The sequence below is a fragment of the Halomonas halophila genome, assembly GCF_030406665.1.
Lineage (GTDB): Bacteria > Pseudomonadota > Gammaproteobacteria > Pseudomonadales > Halomonadaceae > Halomonas > Halomonas halophila.
The window spans coordinates 1,596,485-1,611,508 of record NZ_CP129121.1; the positions used below are offsets into that span (position 1 = coordinate 1,596,485).

Genomic DNA, 15,024 nt, shown 5'->3' on the forward strand with positions numbered 1-15,024 from the left:
CCATGCCGCGTGGCGGCGACAACAACAGTTCCGTGATCCCTGGTGTGACATGACTAACGACTCACAACCCCGTACTCAGTGGCTGGGCCGCTGGGGCTTCGTCCTGGCGGCGACCGGCTCCGCGGTCGGCCTGGGCAATGTCTGGAAATTCCCCTACATGACCGGCGAATACGGCGGCGGGGCCTTCGTGCTGGTCTACCTGGCCTGCATCCTGGCCATCGGCGTGCCGGTGATGATGACCGAGATCGCCCTGGGTCGCCGCGGCCGCGGCAGCCCCATCGACGCCATTCGCCGCGTCACCGCCGAATCCAGGGGCGCCTCGGCCTGGTCGCTGCTCGGCTGGATGGCCATGCTCTGCGGCTTCATGATCCTGTGCTTCTACGTGGTCGTGGCCGGCTGGTCGTTCTCCTACCTGTGGAAGATGCTGACTGGCGGCCTGGCCGGCTCCAGCGTCGACGACATGGCGGCGATCTTCGGCGCCAACAATGCCAACCCGCTCAATCTCGGCTTCTGGAGCACCCTGGTCACGGTCGCCACCATGGTGATCGTCGGCAAGGGCGTGCAGGCCGGCATCGAGAAGAGCGTCAGCTGGATGATGCCCGGTATGGTCGTGATGCTGCTGATCATGATCGTCTATGGCGCCTTCTCCGGCGGCTTCGGCGACGCGCTGCGCTTCCTGTTCGCCTTCAATGCCGGCAGCCTGTCCAGCGAGGGCATGCTGGCCGCCATGGGCCACGCCTTCTTCACCCTGTCGCTGGCTTCCGGCGCGATCCTGACCTACGGCAGCTATCTGCCGAACAAGGCTTCCATCGGCCGTACCACCCTCAGCGTGGCCGTTGCCGATACCCTGGTGGCGCTGATGGCCGGCCTGGCGATCTTCCCGGTGATCTTCGCCAACGGCATGGAGCCGGGCAGCGGCCCGGGGCTGATCTTCATGAGCCTGCCGCTGGCCTTCCAGGCCATGCCGATGGGCACCCTGTTCGGCGTGCTGTTCTTCGTCATGCTGTCCATGGCGGCCCTGACCTCGTCGATCTCCATGGTCGAGGCCACGGTCTCCTGGCTCACCGACAACAAGGGCATCACGCGTCGTGCGGCGGCGTGGGGTGTGGGCATCGTGCTGTGGATCATCAGCACCCTGGCGATGCTGTCCTTTAACGTCGGGGCCGAGTGGACCCTGGCCGGCAAGCACTTCTTCGGCTGGCTGGACTACCTCACGTCGCGCTGGATGATGCCGCTGGGCGGCCTGGGCGTGGCCCTGCTGGCCGGCTTCGTGCTCAGCAGCGAGGCCATGCGCGAAGAGCTCGGCCTGTCGCCGGCGGTGCATGCCCTGTGGCTGTTCATGGTGCGTTACGTCAGCCCGCTGGGCATCGTGACGGTATTCCTCGATGCCCTGGGCATTGCCACCCTGGAGTTCGGCGTGCAGTGGCCCTGGTTGCTGCTGGCGCTGGCAGTGATCACGCTGATCGGCGAGCTCGCCAGCCCGCGCCTGAAGCGTACGCTCTGCGCCTGACGGCGAGCACGCCCGGCGACCACGCGGCCCCCGCTCTTGCGGGGGCCGCGTCGTTTGATCGAGGAAAAAAGCCCCGTCCCGGACGCTGCGGGAGTGGCATTTTGTCGCCAAATTAATTACTTTATTGCATATAAAATCTTATTTGATCGAGATATTGGAATATGTGCGCCGCGACTTCTCCGACCGTCACGCCGGATCTACGGCTTCCTCCCGCGGCGTCCGAGCTGGCACCGGGCCGCGTCAGCCTGGTTGGTGCCGGTCCCGGCGACCCGGAGCTGTTGACCGTCAAGGCGCTGCGCCGCCTGCAGGCCGCGGATATCATCCTGCACGACAGGCTGGTCAGCGACGAGATCCTGGCCCTGGCCAACCCCGAGGCGCAGCGCCTTTACGTCGGCAAGGCGCGCTCCGACCATAGCGTGCCCCAGGAGGGCATCAACCAGGCGCTGGTCGACTGGGCGAAGTCGGGCAAGCGCGTCGTGCGCGTCAAGGGGGGGGACCCCTTCATTTTCGGCCGCGGCGGCGAGGAGCTCGAGACCCTGGTGGCCGCCGGGGTCGAGGTGGAGGTGGTGCCGGGCATCACCGCGGCCTCCGGCTGCGCCGCCTATGCCGGCATTCCGCTGACCCATCGCGATCATGCCCAGTCGGTGCGCTTCATCACCGGGCACCTGCGCAACGGCAGCTGCGACCTGGACTGGCCGGCGCTGGCCAGTCCCGGCCAGACCCTGGTGTTCTACATGGGGCTCGGCAGTCTCGAGATCATCAGCGAGCGGCTGCGCGCCCACGGCCTGGCGGCCGACACGCCGCTGGCGCTGATCGAACAGGGCACCACGGCGCGTCAGCGGGTCCACGTGGCGAGCCTGGGGGATTTGCCGTCGGTCGACGAGTTGGCTAATATCCGACCTCCAACGCTTATCATCGTCGGTACGGTGGTGACATTGCATGACGCGCTGGCCTGGTTCGACAGCGAACGAGCCGCCAGCCTGGGTTGGCTGCAGGGAAAGCACCCGACACCGTCCGATGCGTCTGACGGCGCCTGATCGCGGGAGGTCGATCGGCGACCCTGTCGTTACGAGGTGACAGATGGGAATTTCCGGCAAGGCGGGCCTGGCCCGCCCCAGAGGCTTTCGCCGTCTGGTGCAAGTCGGCCTGGTGGCCTGGATGCTCGGCGCCGCCGGCGCGAGCCTGGCCCACGAGGACCAGCAGGGGGCGTCGATTCAGAAAGGGGTGGCGTCCTACTACAGCGACTACTTTCAGGGCCGTACCACGGCCAGCGGCGACGCCTTCGACCAGCGTGAACTCACCGCGGCCCACCGTACCCTGCCGTTCGGTACCAAGGTGCTGGTGACCCGGCCCGATAACGGACGACAGGTCGAGGTGATGATCAACGACCGAGGCCCCTTCGTTTCCGGCCGGGTGATCGACCTCTCCAAGAGCGCCGCTCGCGCGCTCGGCATGCTCCATCGCGGAACGGCCCGGGTTCAGCTCAGTCTGGCCGACTGAGCCCTTCCTCCTGCGCCTTCTCCTCTGCGCCCGACGCCGTGCCACCCGCTAGGGCGGTGTGGCGTTCGCGCGCGTGAACTCCCGTTTCCAGCGTTCCAGCAGCGCCTGGCGCTTGAGGTCGTCCAGCGTCGCCAGCAGCTCCGGCCCCAGCGATACCGGGCGCAGTGCCTCGCCGTGTGTCGCCTGCAGGGCCGTGACCGTGCCCGGTCCGTTCAGGGCCGGGTGCATGGCGCCGAGAGGCGTCGCCTCGGCGATCACTCTCTGGCCCGACTCGCCGAGCAGGAAATTCATGAAACGGCGCGCATTGTCCGGATGCGGCGACTGGTGAGAGATCAGTGCCAGGCGCTGGGTGACCAGCGCATAGTCGTCGGGCACCACCACCTCCAGCGCCGGATGGGCATCGGCCACCGCCTGGGCGTAGCTGCCCAGCAGGTTGTAGCCGAGCCAGTAGCGGCCCTCGTCGAGGCCCTCGAGCATCTCGCCGGTGGTGGTCGCCAGCGCCGTCTGCGTGGCACCGAAGGCGGCCACCAGATCCCAGTAGCGCGGCGTGAGCCGCGATTCCTGAATGGCATAGGCGTAGCCGGCGCCGCTGTGCTCCGGGTCGTAGGTGACCACGCGTCCGCGCATGGCGTCGGGATGACGCTCGAGCAGGGCGAGCAGCTCGGCGTGGCTGTCCGGGCGGCCGAAGCGCTCGATGAGCTCGCGGCGCACCACCATCACGATCGGTTCGAAGGTGAAGGCGAACAGCTCGTGCCGCCAGCGCGCCCAAGCAGGCCAGGCCTCGGCCTCCGGCGAGGCCAGCGAGCGGGCATGGCCGTCGTTGGCCAGCCGGTACTGCCAGGGCATGGCCGAGGACATCAATACGTCGACCTCGTCGGGATGCTCGAGGAAACGCCGGTGCAGGCCTAGGGTATCGAGGTTGCGATAGGTCAGCGCGATGTCTGGATGGCGGGCATGGAAGGCCTCGAACAGCGTGCGGGCGTAGACCAGGTCCAGGGCACCGTGGACCACCAGCTCGCCCGAGGTGCCATCGTTCGTCGGCGTGGCGGGGTAGTGCAGGCGCTCGTCGGCGACGGCGAGCGGGGCCAGGCACAGCAGCGACCACAGTCCTATCAGCACGAGCCAGCGATGGCGCATCAGGTGGTCTCCTCCGGAAAGTGCAGGCCGACCCGCAGCCCCTGGCCGTCCAGGCCGTCATCGAGCCGCAGTCGGGCGCCGTGGGTGCGCGCGATGCCGTCGACGATGGCAAGCCCCAGCCCGGAGCCGCCGGGCTCGTCGCTGCCGCGATGGAAGGGTCGCAGCATCAGCAGGCGCTGGTCGGCGGGGATGCCGGGGCCGTCGTCCTCGACCTCGAGGACGGGCGGCGCGGCGGTGACCCGCACGGTGATGTGCGTCGCCCCGTAGCGGCGCGCGTTGTCGATCAGATTGGCCAGCGCTTCCTCGAGCTGCCAGTCGAGCCCGGCGACCGTCGCCGAGGTCTCCGAGGCTTCCAGGCCCAGGTCGATGCCGTCGCGATGACAGGCGCTCCAGTGGCGTCGCACGGCGTGTCGGGCCAGGTCGTCGAGGGCCACCGGTGCCAGCTCGGGATGGTACTCGGGGTTGTCGAGGCGGGTCAGCGACAGCAGCTGGACGGCCAGGTGTGAGGTGCGGGCGCTGGTCGCCTGCATGGCCTCGAGCGCCTCTCGCCAGCGCTGCGGGTCGTCCTGGCGCAGGGCCAGCTCGGCGCGGGCCGAGAGGCCGGCGAGGGGCGTGCGCAGCTGGTGCGAGGCGTCGCCGATGAAGCGCTCCTGGTTGGCTTTCACCCGGCGCATCCGCGCCAGCAGTTCGTTGAGCGTCTCGCGAAGTTCGGCCAGTTCGCGCGGCAGCGGTAGTGCCAGGGGCGTCAGGGTGCGCGGGTCGCGGGCGCGTATGGCGTGGCGCAGGCGGCTCAGCGGGGTCAGGGCGCCGCGGATGGCCAGCACCACGACCGCCGCAGCGAGCCCCGCCATGCCCAGGATGTAGGCCAGGTTGGTGCGCAGCAGCTCAGCCGCGAGGCGTTCGCGGCCCTCTCGGGTGTGAGCGACGCGTACCTCGAAACGCTCGCGGGTCTGCCAGTCCTCCAGGCGGGCGCGTCGCACGCCCTGGCGCAGTTCGAGGTCGTGCCAGACCAGGTCGCGGAAGTGCAGCGTGCCGGCCTTCTCATCGTCGCGGCGGGGCGGGCCGGGGAGGTCGGCGTTACCGGTGACGAAGCGTCCCTCGGCGTCGTAGAGGGCGTAGAAGACGCGCTCCTCGGCATCGGTGGCGAGCATCTCGAGTGCCGCGGGAGGCAGGTCGAGCCACAGCCGCTCGTCCTGCCACTGGACCTGCTCGGCGATGGCCAGGGTGGCGGCCTCGAGCAGTCGATCGAAGGCGCGATCGGCGGTCTGACGCGCCTCGATCCAGGCCTGCAGCACCATCAGCGCGCCCAGTGCCATCAGCGGCAGCAGCAGCCAGGTCAGCAGCCGGCGATACAGGCTGTCGCGCCGCGTCACACCGCCTCCAGCAGGTACCCCAGGCCGCGCACGGTGCGCAAGGCGACGGCGCTGCCGGCCAGGCGCTTGCGCAGGCGGTGCACGTAGACCTCGATGGCGTTGTCGCCCATGGTCTCGCCCTGGAAGGCTTCCTCGGCGAGCCGGGCCTTGTCGACGGGCTCGCCGGCGTGGCGCATCAGGCAGGCCAGCAGGCGCTGCTCGCGCGGCGGCAGCGACAGCGTCTCGCCGTCGAGGGCGAAGCGCTGGGCCGGGGCGTCGAAGGCCAGCGGCCCGACCTGGAGTGTCTGGCCGCGTTCGCGGCGGCGGAGCAGGGCACGCACCCGGGCCTCGAGTTCGTCCAGGGCGAAGGGCTTGGCCAGGTAGTCGTCGGCGCCGAGATCGAGGCCGCGTACCCGGTCTTCCACCGCGCCCCGGGCGGTGAGGATCAGCACCGGGGTGTCGGCGTCGTGTCGGCGCAGGGTCTCGAGCACCTCGAGCCCGCCGCAGCCGGGCAGGTTGAGGTCCAGCAGCACCAGCGACAGGCCGTGGTCGGCGCCGTCCAGGCGCTGCCGGGCGGCCTCGCCGTCGGCCAGGTGTTCGATGCCATGACCCTCCAGCGACAGGGCGTCCACCAGCGTCTCCGCCAGCAGCCGGTCGTCTTCCACCAGCAGCATCATGTGTTTTTCTCCCTGTCGCCGGCCAGGCGCCTGGCCAGCGCGTCGCGGGCCCGTGTCAGGGCCTCGTGGGCGGTCTCCGGGGCCAGGCGGCCGGCGGGCCCGGACAGCGACAGCCACAGCGGCGGCTCCCCGGGCGCGTCGGCCAGCGCCAGGCAGGTCATGGTGCCGCCGGGCAGGGCGGGGCGCGGATCCGTATCCCGTTCGGTCGGCCAGCGGCTGCCGGGGCGCAGATCGTGGCGCAGCGGCGTGGCGGGCAGGGCGGCCAGCCGGCACTCCACCTCGCCGGGATGCAGCGCCAGCAGGGCCGCGGTTTCACCGGTCTCGGCGGCCAGGCGATCGAGCCAGGGCTGGACGCGCACGGCCAGCTGCTGCGAAGGCGCGTGGCGGCGGGCCAGGCGCATGGGGCTGCCGCCGAGTCGCCAGCGGCCGTCCTCGCCGCGCTGCACGTAGTCGAAGCGGGCCAGCGATCCGAGCAGGCGCAGCAGGGTGCTCTTGTAGAAGCCGGTGGCCTCGGCCAGTTCGGCCAGGGCGAACGCCTCCTGGGAAGAATCGAAGACCTCGAGCACGGTCAGCGCGCGCTCCACGGCCTCGACGCGGTCCTGGGCCATCTCGGCTCCTTTCGGTATCTCGGTGACGGACATTCGGCGCCCTGCAACTTTGGTCGCAATTCGACGCCACGGCATTGACCCCCATGGCGTGGGCGGCCTAATTTTCCGCTCAAGGGAACGTTGTTCTGCCTTACAGAATTGTAAGGCAGGTGTCAGCGCCCGGCAAGCCCGACCCGATCCGCCAACGAAAATCATAGAGGGGACAACAACAATGTCCGTGAGAACGCCGCTCAAGTTCGTCGCCGTCGCCGCCTTCACCGTCAGCGCCGGTTCCGCCATGGCCTTCGAACCCCAGGGCAAGGTCGAGTGCATCGCCCCCGCCGATCCGGGGGGCGGCTGGGACTTCACCTGCCGCAGCGTCGGCAACGTCATGGAGCAGCTGGACCTGGTGCCGGCCAACGTGCAGACCATCAATATGGCCGGCGCCGGCGGCGGTGTGGCCTACGCCCATACCGTCAGCAAGCGTGCCGGCGACGAGCAGCTGCTGGTGGCCGCCTCCACCGCCACCACTACCCGCCTGGCCCAGGGGCAGTTCCCGGGCATGACCGCCGACATGGTCAACTGGGTGGGCGCGCTGGGCGCCGACTATGGCGTGATCGCCGTGGCCGATGATTCCGAGTACGACGATCTGCCAGAGCTGATGGAGGCGCTCAAGGAAAACCCGCGCAGCGTCAAGTTCGCCGGCGGCAGCGCCAAGGGCGGCTGGGACCACCTCAAGGTGCTGATCGCCGCCCAGGAAGCCGGCGTCGAGAACCTGCCGCGCATTCCCTACCTGTCGTACAACAACGGTGGTGAAGCCATGACCCAGGTGGTCGGTGGCCACGTCGACGCCTTCACCGGCGACATCACCGAGGCTCAGGGCTTCATGGAGTCCGGTGACCTGCGAGTGCTGGCCGTGCTCGCCGAGGAGCGCCTGCCGGGCGAGTACAGCGACATCCCCACTGCCCGCGAGCAGGGCATCGACGCCATCGGCCCGAACTGGCGCGGCTTCTACATGCCGGCCGACGTCTCCGACGAGGCCAAGCAGTACTGGATGGATGCCATGGACACTATCTACGAGAGCCAGGAGTGGAAGGATGTCATGACCAGCAATGGCCTGATGCCGTTCCACATGAGCGCCGGTGAGTTCGAGCAGTTCGTGACCGACCAGATCGCCGACATCAATCAACTCTCCAAAGATATCGGGCTGATCCAGTAATGACCTTCAACGACCGCATCTTCGGGGTCCTGTTGATCGCCCTGGCCGTCGCGTACGGCTGGGGCGCCAGCCAGTTTCCCGAGCCGTTCGGCGGGGCCGAGGGCGTCGGCCCCGAGACCTTCCCGCTGCTGCTGTCCGCGGTGCTGGCGCTGTCCAGCCTCTATCTGATCGTGCGCCCCGACCCGGATAACGCCTGGCCGTGGAGCCGCACCGGCATCGAGCTGGTGATCGCGGTGGTGGTGCTGATCGCCTACACCGCGCTGCTGCAGCCGCTTGGCTTCATCCTCAGTACCCTGCTGGCCGTGGGCACGCTGTGCTGGCGCATGGGCGCCTCTCCGGTCCGGGCCTACGTCACCGGCGGCGTGGCCGGGGTGGTGGTGTTCCTGGTGTTCAACTTTGCCCTCGATCTGGCGCTGCCGCTGGGGCCGCTGTCCCTCCTGGAGGTGAGCTGATGGAAACGCTGGGTTATCTGATCGACGGCTTCGGCGTCGCCCTGGCGCCGCATAACCTGATGTTCGCCCTGCTGGGGGCCTTCCTCGGCACCCTGATCGGGGCGCTGCCGGGCCTCGGGCCGGCCAACGGCGTGGCGATCCTGATTCCGCTGGCCTTCTCCCTGGGCCTGGCGCCGGAAACCGCGCTGATCATGCTCACCTCGGTCTATGCCGGGGCCATGTACGGCGGGCGCATCTCCTCGATTCTGCTCAACATTCCCGGCGACGAGCCGGCGATGATGACCTGCCTTGACGGCTATCCGATGGCCAGGAAGGGCAAGGCTGCCGAGGCGCTGGCGATCTCCGCCGTGGCCTCCTTCATGGGCAGCCTGATCGCCACCGTGGGTCTGATCCTGCTGGCGCCGCTGCTGGCCAGGTTTGCCCTGACCTTCGGCCCGGCCGAGTATTTCGCGCTGTTCCTGCTGGCCTTCGCCACCCTGGGCGGCATTACCGGCAAGAACCCGATGAAGACCGTGGTAGCGGCCTGCCTGGGCCTGATGATCTCCACCATGGGCATCGACAGCACCGGCGTGCAGCGCTACACCTTCGGCGTGCTGGAGCTCTACGAGGGCGTCGACTTCATCATCGCCATCGTCGGCCTGTTTGCCATCTCCGAGCTGCTGTTCTTCATCGAGGACAAGGCCGGCGGCGGCAAGGAAAAGATGACCGTCAACAAGCTGTCGCTGAAGTGGGCCGACATCCGCGGCATCATGCCGTCGAGCATTCGCGGCGGGATCCTCGGCTTCATCGCCGGTGTGCTTCCCGGTGCGGGGGCTTCCCTGGGCAGCTTCATCGGCTACACCCTCGAGAAGAAGGTGGTCGGCAGCAAGGGCTACTTCGGTGAGGGCGACCCGCGCGGCGTGGCCGGCCCCGAGGCCGGCAACAACGGCGCCTCCAGCGGTGCCCTGGTGCCGATGCTGACCCTCGGCGTGCCGGGCAGCGGCACCACCGCGGTGCTGCTGGCGCTGCTGATCTCGCTGAACATCACCCCGGGACCGCTGATGTTCACCCAGAACGCCGATATCGTCTGGGGTGTGATCGCGGCGCTGTTGATCGGCAACTTCCTGCTGCTGGTGCTGAACATTCCGCTGGTGGGCATCTTCGTCCGGCTGCTGTCGGTGCCGCCGAAGTACCTGCTGCCGGTCGTCACCATGGTGGCGTTCGTGGGCATCTACTCGATCAGCAACAGCGCCTTCGACCTCTACTTCATGGTGGCCTTCGGCGTGGCCGGCTATGTCTTCCGCAAGCTGGAGATCCCGCTGGTGCCGATCATCCTCGGCCTGCTGCTGGGGCCGGAGATGGAGAAGAACCTGCGTCACGCCATGGACATCGCCGACGGCGACTGGACCATCCTGTGGGACAGCGGCCTGGCCATCGGCCTGTGGGTGTTCGCCGGCCTCGGCCTGATCCTGCCCTACATCGTCGGCCCGCTGCTGCGCCGTCGCATGAAAGCGGCCACCGGCACCGGAGGCCCGGAGGGCGACTGATGGCGTTAGCCTGAACGCGTCCGCCACCTGACGGGGGCGTCGGCAGCCGGCCGGCGCCCCCGTTGCGTATCGGGCGGGAAGGCACGGCGGTGCGAATGGCCAGGGCCGATGCCGGCTGCGACCCGTGTCCACACCCGTCGCGACACGCCGATCAAGACCGTCGATCCCTTGCCGATAGAAGGGTCACGGGGTCGGACGCGCCATGTCGGCAGCAGGCAGATGCTATATGCTCTGTCGAGCAGGATGCCTTTGCGGCTGACGTGCCCGGAGAGGGCATCGTCAGTCCCGTCGATGTCGACGATGTCCGGCAGGGGCCAGGCGTGATCCTTCTTGCTTACAGTGCCGCCAGGCCGAGCCAGCAACGTACCAGGGACCGTGCCGATGAAACGAGAGCTTCCGTGGCTGGAGGCGCAGCAGGACATCCACGAGCGGATCGCTCGGCAGCAGCCGCTGCACGACACTCTGTCGGCCATCGCCCGTTGGGTGGAGCTGGTGCTGCCCGGCGCCACTGCGGCCTTCATGCGTCACGAGCCGTCGTCGGACACCCTCGGCCTCGAGGTCGGCGAGGGGCTGTCCGACGCGTACGCGCGTCGCTGCTGGTCGGTGCCGTTGAATGCCGAGGCGGCGTCTTTCGCTGCTGCGGCCCGTGAGGGGCGCTTCATCGTCTCGGATGACATCGCCCTCGACCCGCGCTGGGTGCGTCTGCGCGCGGCGGCCCTGGACGAGGGCGTGCGGGCCTGCTGGTCGATGCCGGTGGTCAGCCCCGACGATACGCTGCTGGGGGTGCTCGACGCCTATTTCCCCACGCCCAGGGAGCCCACCCAGGTCGCCGAGCGGCGCCTGCGCCAGGCGGCCGCGCTGATCTCGCTGGCCCTGATACGTGACCGCGATGGTCGGGAACACAAGGCGCTGTCCCGCTGGCATCACGCGCTGTTCGACAACCATCCGCACGGGGCTTACGCCTTCGATCTGGAGGGACGTTTCCAGCGCGTCAATCCCGCCGTCGAGCGCATCACCGGCCACTCGCCGGAGGCGATGCTGGGGATGCATTTCTGTCGTTTCGTCGAGCCTGCCTGGCGGGCCTCGGCCCAGGCCAACTTCGACCGGGCCCGGGCCGGCGAGACGCTGACCTACGAGATTCGCATCGTCCACGCGTCGGGGCGTTCCTGCCGACTGGAGGTAAGCAAGTTCCCGGTGATCATCGATGGCGAGATCGTCAGCGTCTATGGCGTCTGCCGTGACGTCACCCAAGAGCGGCGACAGACCGACGAGCTGCGCCTGCTCAAGCGCGGCATCGATGCCAGCCCGGCCGGTATGCTGATGATCGAGGCACGCTTCGATACGCCCATCGTGTTCAGCAATCCGGCCTTCGAGGCCATGACCGGCTATGCGCAGAATGAGGTGATGGGCCGCAGCTGGGAGCTGCTTCAGGGGCCCGAGACCGAAACGGAGGCCGTCGAGGCCATGCACATGGCGATACGCCAGCGTCGCGGTATCGAGGTCACGCTGCGTCACTACCGCAAGGACGGCTCGACGTTCTGGAACCACCTGATCATCAGCCCGGTCTTTGATGCCGGCGGCGACTGCACGCATTTCATCGGCAGCCTGCGGGATGTCACCCTGGAAAAGGAGCAGGAGGCGCTGATCGCCTATCAGGCCACCCATGACCTGACGACCGGCCTGCCCAACCACGGCGACTTCGTCGATCGCCTGGGTGAGGCCCTGAGTCAACCCGCTTTTCTGGCGGTGATGATCCTCAACATGGACGGCTTCAAGAGCATCAACGAGGGGCTGGGGCGCCCCTTGGGCAACCAGGTGCTGATGCGCGTGGCCCAGCGCCTCAGGCGGCTGGTGGGCGAAGGGCAGGTCGTGGCCCGCCTGATGGGCGACGAGTTCGGGGTGATGTTGACCGGGCTCGACGGTGGAGACTCGGTCGCCGAGCTGGCCGAGCGCACCCTCGAGACGTTGGCGCTGCCCATCGAAGCCGACGGGCAGCGTCTTCATGTCAGTGCCAGCATCGGTATCGCCGACAACGAGGGCGGCGCCTCGCAGCCCCATGAGCTGCTGCAGCACGCGGATTCGGCGCTGGAGCGGGCCAAGCGCCAGGGTCGCAATACCTGGCAGTGGTATCGCGGCCGCGAGGTGGCGGGCTCCCGGGACAGCGTGCTGCTGCGCCATGACCTGCACGCCGCCCTGCAGGACGAGCAGTTCGAACTGCACTATCAGCCGCTGGTAGAGGCCCCCAGCGGGCGCATCTGCGGGGTCGAGGCCCTGGTGCGTTGGCGTCATCCCGAGCGCGGCATGGTCTCGCCAGGCGACTTCATCCCGTTGGCCGAGCAGACCGGCCAGATCATCCCGCTGGGCCGCTGGGTGCTGCGCCGTGCCTGCCGCGAACTGGCGGGGTTCAATGCCGGTCGCGAACGCCCGCTGTCGCTGGCCGTGAACATCTCGTCGCTACAGTTCCACCGCGACGGCTTCTTCGATGAGGTCTGCCGAGTGCTGGACGAGACCGGGTTGCCTCCCGGGCAGCTGGAGCTGGAGGTCACCGAGAGCGTCTTCCTCGACGGTGCCTCTCAGGTGGTCGATGTGATGAATCGTCTCAAGGCCATCGGCGTGCGGGTGGCCATCGACGACTTCGGTACCGGTTTCTCCAGCCTCAGCTACCTCTGTGACCTGCCGACGCACAAGGTGAAGCTCGATCGCAGCTTCATCGCCAGGACGCTCACCGAACGCCGCAGTGCGGCCATCGTGCAGGGCGTGATCACCATGGCGCACCACATGGACATGGTGGTGGTCGCCGAGGGCATCGAGACTGCAGCACAGTGGCAGGACATGCTGCGCCGCCGCTGCGATCTGCTCCAGGGCTTTTACTTCGCCCGCCCGATGCCGCTCACCGCGTTAGGAAATCTGCCCGATCATCTGGCCGTCGACTCGCCGATTCCTTTGACATGATGCTACCGACCTCGCTCGGGGCGCGCCTGGTCATCGCCACGGTCGTGCCCCTTCTGCTCGTCACGGCGGCGCTGGCGCCGATCTTCGTCGCCCAGCTCCAGACGCGTCTCGACGGCGCTCGGGATGCCGCGGCCACGCGGCTCGACGCCGAGTACGAGACCCTGCTTCACGACATGAACGAGAGTTTCAACCAGGTGCTGGCCGTAGCCGAGCTGCCGTTGCTGCGACGCCACCTGCGCGATGTCCATGACGGCGTGGCGATCTATCGTCAGATCTCCACCCAGACGAACCTGGCACAGCTGTCGGCGCTGCTCGATACCCTGACGACCCATTTCGGTCGCTACAGTCGCCTCGTCCTGATCGGTGTCGAGGGCGAGGAGCTGATGTCGGCCGGCACTCGCCCGTTGCCCCATCCGACCGGCGTCGACCACGCCCATGCCGACTACTTTCGCGAGGCCATGCGACAGCCGGCGCGGAATCTCTACGTATCGCCACCGCGGGTCGGGCCCAGCCGTGCTGGCGCCGAGGCGGGCACCACGGCGGTGATCGACATCGCCACGCCGGTGTTCGGCGCCGACGGCCACCGTCTCGGCGTGCTGCTGTTCACCCTGGACTGGCACTATCTCACGGCACGGCTGCCTCATGTCGTCGGCGAAGAAGCGGGAGTGCGGGCGGTCATGGCCGATGCCCGCGGCCGCTGGCTGCTGCCCGACGTGGAAGACGGCATCCAGTTCGGAGGACTGCTGGAGGAGCGCTATCCCGCCTTCTGGCAGGACCTCGAGACGCGCAGCCAGGGCGAGATGCCGCTCGACGAGGATCTGCTGCGCTTCCGCACCCATGATATCCGCACCCACCACTATCGCAGCCAGGCGGGCATGATCATGACCTCGCCGGACACCCAGCCCTGGAGACTCGGCATCCTGGTGCCCCGGCCGACGCTTTCGGCGCTGCTGCTGGGCAATCCGTGGCAGCTGCTGGTGATCGTGCTGACCTATCTGCTGGCGGTGGCCGTGGGCGTGCTCTGGGTACTCAGCTTGCAGCGTCAGCATCAACTGCGTCGCCAGGCCATGGCCTTTTCCCGCGAAGCGCAGCGCCTGGCCGGGGAGGCCCGTCAGTACGCCGACGAGGTGCAGGATCTCTACGAGCACGCGCCCTGCGGCTATCACTCCCTGGACGCCGATGGCCGCATCGTCAGGATCAACCGCACCGAGCTCGGCTGGTTGGGGCTGCGGGCCGACGAGGTCATCGGTCGTCGTCTGTATCGCGATTTCGTCAGCCCGGAGACCCGGAGCGCCTTCCAGGCGGCCTTTCGCCGCGTGCTGGGCGAAGAGGGCGAAGGCAGCGCCGAGTGCGAGCTGTTGCGTGCCGACGGCACGACGCTGCCGGTAGCGATCCAGGCGACTGCCCAGGTCACCGCGGAGGGCTTCCAGTACACCCGGGCCACGGTCTTCGATCTTCGCGAGCGCAAGGACCTGGAGGCTCGCCTGGAGCAGCAGGCCATGACCGATCCCCTGACCGGCCTGGGCAATCGCCGCTATCTGATGGAGCAGGCCGCCCTGGAGATGGCAAGGGCGCGCCGCCGCGGCATGCCGCTGAGCCTGGTGGCCATCGACCTGGATCATTTCAAGCGCATCAACGACGTTCACGGTCACGACGTGGGCGATCGGGTGCTCCAGGCCTTCGCCGAGACAGTGCGCGAGCAGCTGCGAGAGGGCGACGTGCTGTGCCGCATGGGCGGCGAGGAGTTCGTCGCGCTGCTCTGCGATACCGATGCCGATCAGGCCATGGCCGTGGCCGAGCGGCTGAGGCAGGCGGTGGCGGCGACGCCGGTGGGGACCTCGACGAGGATCGACGACGCCTCGTCCGGGGCATCGTGGCTGTCCTATTCTGCCTCGCTGGGCGTGGCGCGGATCGATCCGGCCGAGGACTCGCTGACGCCGGCCATCAAGCGCGCCGACCAGGCGCTCTATGCGGCCAAGCAGGCGGGGCGCGATCGCGTGCATGCCCGGTTCGAGCCGGCCGGGGACTGATGCGGCACCAAAGTGGCGCGTAAGCGGCGCACCCCTTGCACCAGAAGGGCACTTTCGGCGGAGTTGGGCGCTCAAGGGGATT

The 15,024-nt window shown here is 68.5% G+C and carries 12 protein-coding genes; 8 read left to right on the plus strand and 4 right to left on the minus strand.

Annotated features, from left to right (window positions below; all coding sequences use genetic code 11):
* Positions 1-49: 49 nt before the first annotated feature.
* The 3 genes from QWG60_RS07325 (at position 50) to QWG60_RS07335 (ending at position 3,010) form a co-directional block, all read left to right on the plus strand.
* Positions 50-1,510, plus strand: a complete 1,461-nt coding sequence (locus tag QWG60_RS07325) for a sodium-dependent transporter (RefSeq protein ID WP_035596014.1) — start codon at positions 50-52, stop codon at positions 1,508-1,510.
* A gap of 161 nt (positions 1,511-1,671) precedes the next feature.
* Positions 1,672-2,547, plus strand: coding sequence for a uroporphyrinogen-III C-methyltransferase (gene cobA / locus QWG60_RS07330; RefSeq protein ID WP_246124649.1), 876 nt, complete (start codon positions 1,672-1,674; stop codon positions 2,545-2,547).
* A gap of 43 nt (positions 2,548-2,590) precedes the next feature.
* Positions 2,591-3,010: a septal ring lytic transglycosylase RlpA family protein gene (locus QWG60_RS07335; RefSeq protein WP_082090962.1), complete on the plus strand. Its 420-nt coding sequence runs from the start codon at positions 2,591-2,593 to the stop codon at positions 3,008-3,010.
* Positions 3,011-3,058: 48 nt separating this feature from the next.
* On the opposite strand, the gene QWG60_RS07340 is transcribed toward QWG60_RS07335, so the two are convergent.
* Genes QWG60_RS07340 through QWG60_RS07355 form a run of 4 tightly spaced genes read right to left on the minus strand, consistent with a single transcriptional unit; the run spans position 3,059 to position 6,784 of the window.
* On the minus strand, positions 3,059-4,147 hold the full coding sequence (locus tag QWG60_RS07340; protein WP_107182026.1) for an ABC transporter substrate-binding protein: 1,089 nt from the start codon (positions 4,145-4,147) through the stop codon (positions 3,059-3,061).
* The gene (locus tag QWG60_RS07345) at positions 4,147-5,520 is read right to left on the minus strand and encodes a sensor histidine kinase (protein ID WP_146908229.1); all 1,374 of its coding nucleotides are present in this window, start codon (positions 5,518-5,520) and stop codon (positions 4,147-4,149) included. The genes QWG60_RS07340 and QWG60_RS07345 overlap by 1 nt, the downstream gene beginning before the upstream one ends.
* Positions 5,517-6,176 carry a response regulator transcription factor gene (locus QWG60_RS07350; protein ID WP_035596006.1) on the minus strand — a complete coding sequence of 220 codons (660 nt, stop codon included), beginning with the start codon at positions 6,174-6,176 and terminating at the stop codon, positions 5,517-5,519. The genes QWG60_RS07345 and QWG60_RS07350 overlap by 4 nt, the downstream gene beginning before the upstream one ends.
* Positions 6,173-6,784 (minus strand): helix-turn-helix domain-containing protein, encoded by a 612-nt coding sequence (locus QWG60_RS07355; RefSeq protein ID WP_046080247.1) that lies wholly within the window; start codon positions 6,782-6,784, stop codon positions 6,173-6,175. The genes QWG60_RS07350 and QWG60_RS07355 overlap by 4 nt, the downstream gene beginning before the upstream one ends.
* 211 nt (positions 6,785-6,995) lie before the next feature.
* Between QWG60_RS07355 and QWG60_RS07360 the strand changes: the two genes are divergently transcribed.
* The 5 genes from QWG60_RS07360 to QWG60_RS07380 all read left to right on the plus strand — a co-directional run bounded on the left by QWG60_RS07360 (position 6,996) and on the right by QWG60_RS07380 (position 14,942).
* Positions 6,996-7,982, plus strand: coding sequence for a Bug family tripartite tricarboxylate transporter substrate binding protein (locus tag QWG60_RS07360; RefSeq protein ID WP_046080248.1), 987 nt, complete (start codon positions 6,996-6,998; stop codon positions 7,980-7,982).
* Entirely contained in the window at positions 7,982-8,434 is a 453-nt protein-coding gene (locus tag QWG60_RS07365) for a tripartite tricarboxylate transporter TctB family protein (RefSeq protein WP_035595999.1), read from the plus strand. The genes QWG60_RS07360 and QWG60_RS07365 overlap by 1 nt, the downstream gene beginning before the upstream one ends.
* A complete protein-coding gene (locus QWG60_RS07370; RefSeq protein WP_046080249.1) occupies positions 8,434-9,960 on the plus strand; it encodes a tripartite tricarboxylate transporter permease in 1,527 nt (508 codons plus the stop codon). Before QWG60_RS07365 ends, QWG60_RS07370 begins: the two co-directional genes overlap by 1 nt.
* Positions 9,961-10,341: 381 nt before the next feature.
* Complete coding sequence (locus QWG60_RS07375; RefSeq protein WP_146908232.1) at positions 10,342-12,912, plus strand: bifunctional diguanylate cyclase/phosphodiesterase; 2,571 nt, start codon at positions 10,342-10,344, stop codon at positions 12,910-12,912.
* Entirely contained in the window at positions 12,909-14,942 is a 2,034-nt protein-coding gene (locus QWG60_RS07380) for a sensor domain-containing diguanylate cyclase (RefSeq protein ID WP_246124650.1), read from the plus strand. The genes QWG60_RS07375 and QWG60_RS07380 overlap by 4 nt, the downstream gene beginning before the upstream one ends.
* Positions 14,943-15,024: the final 82 nt, after the last annotated feature.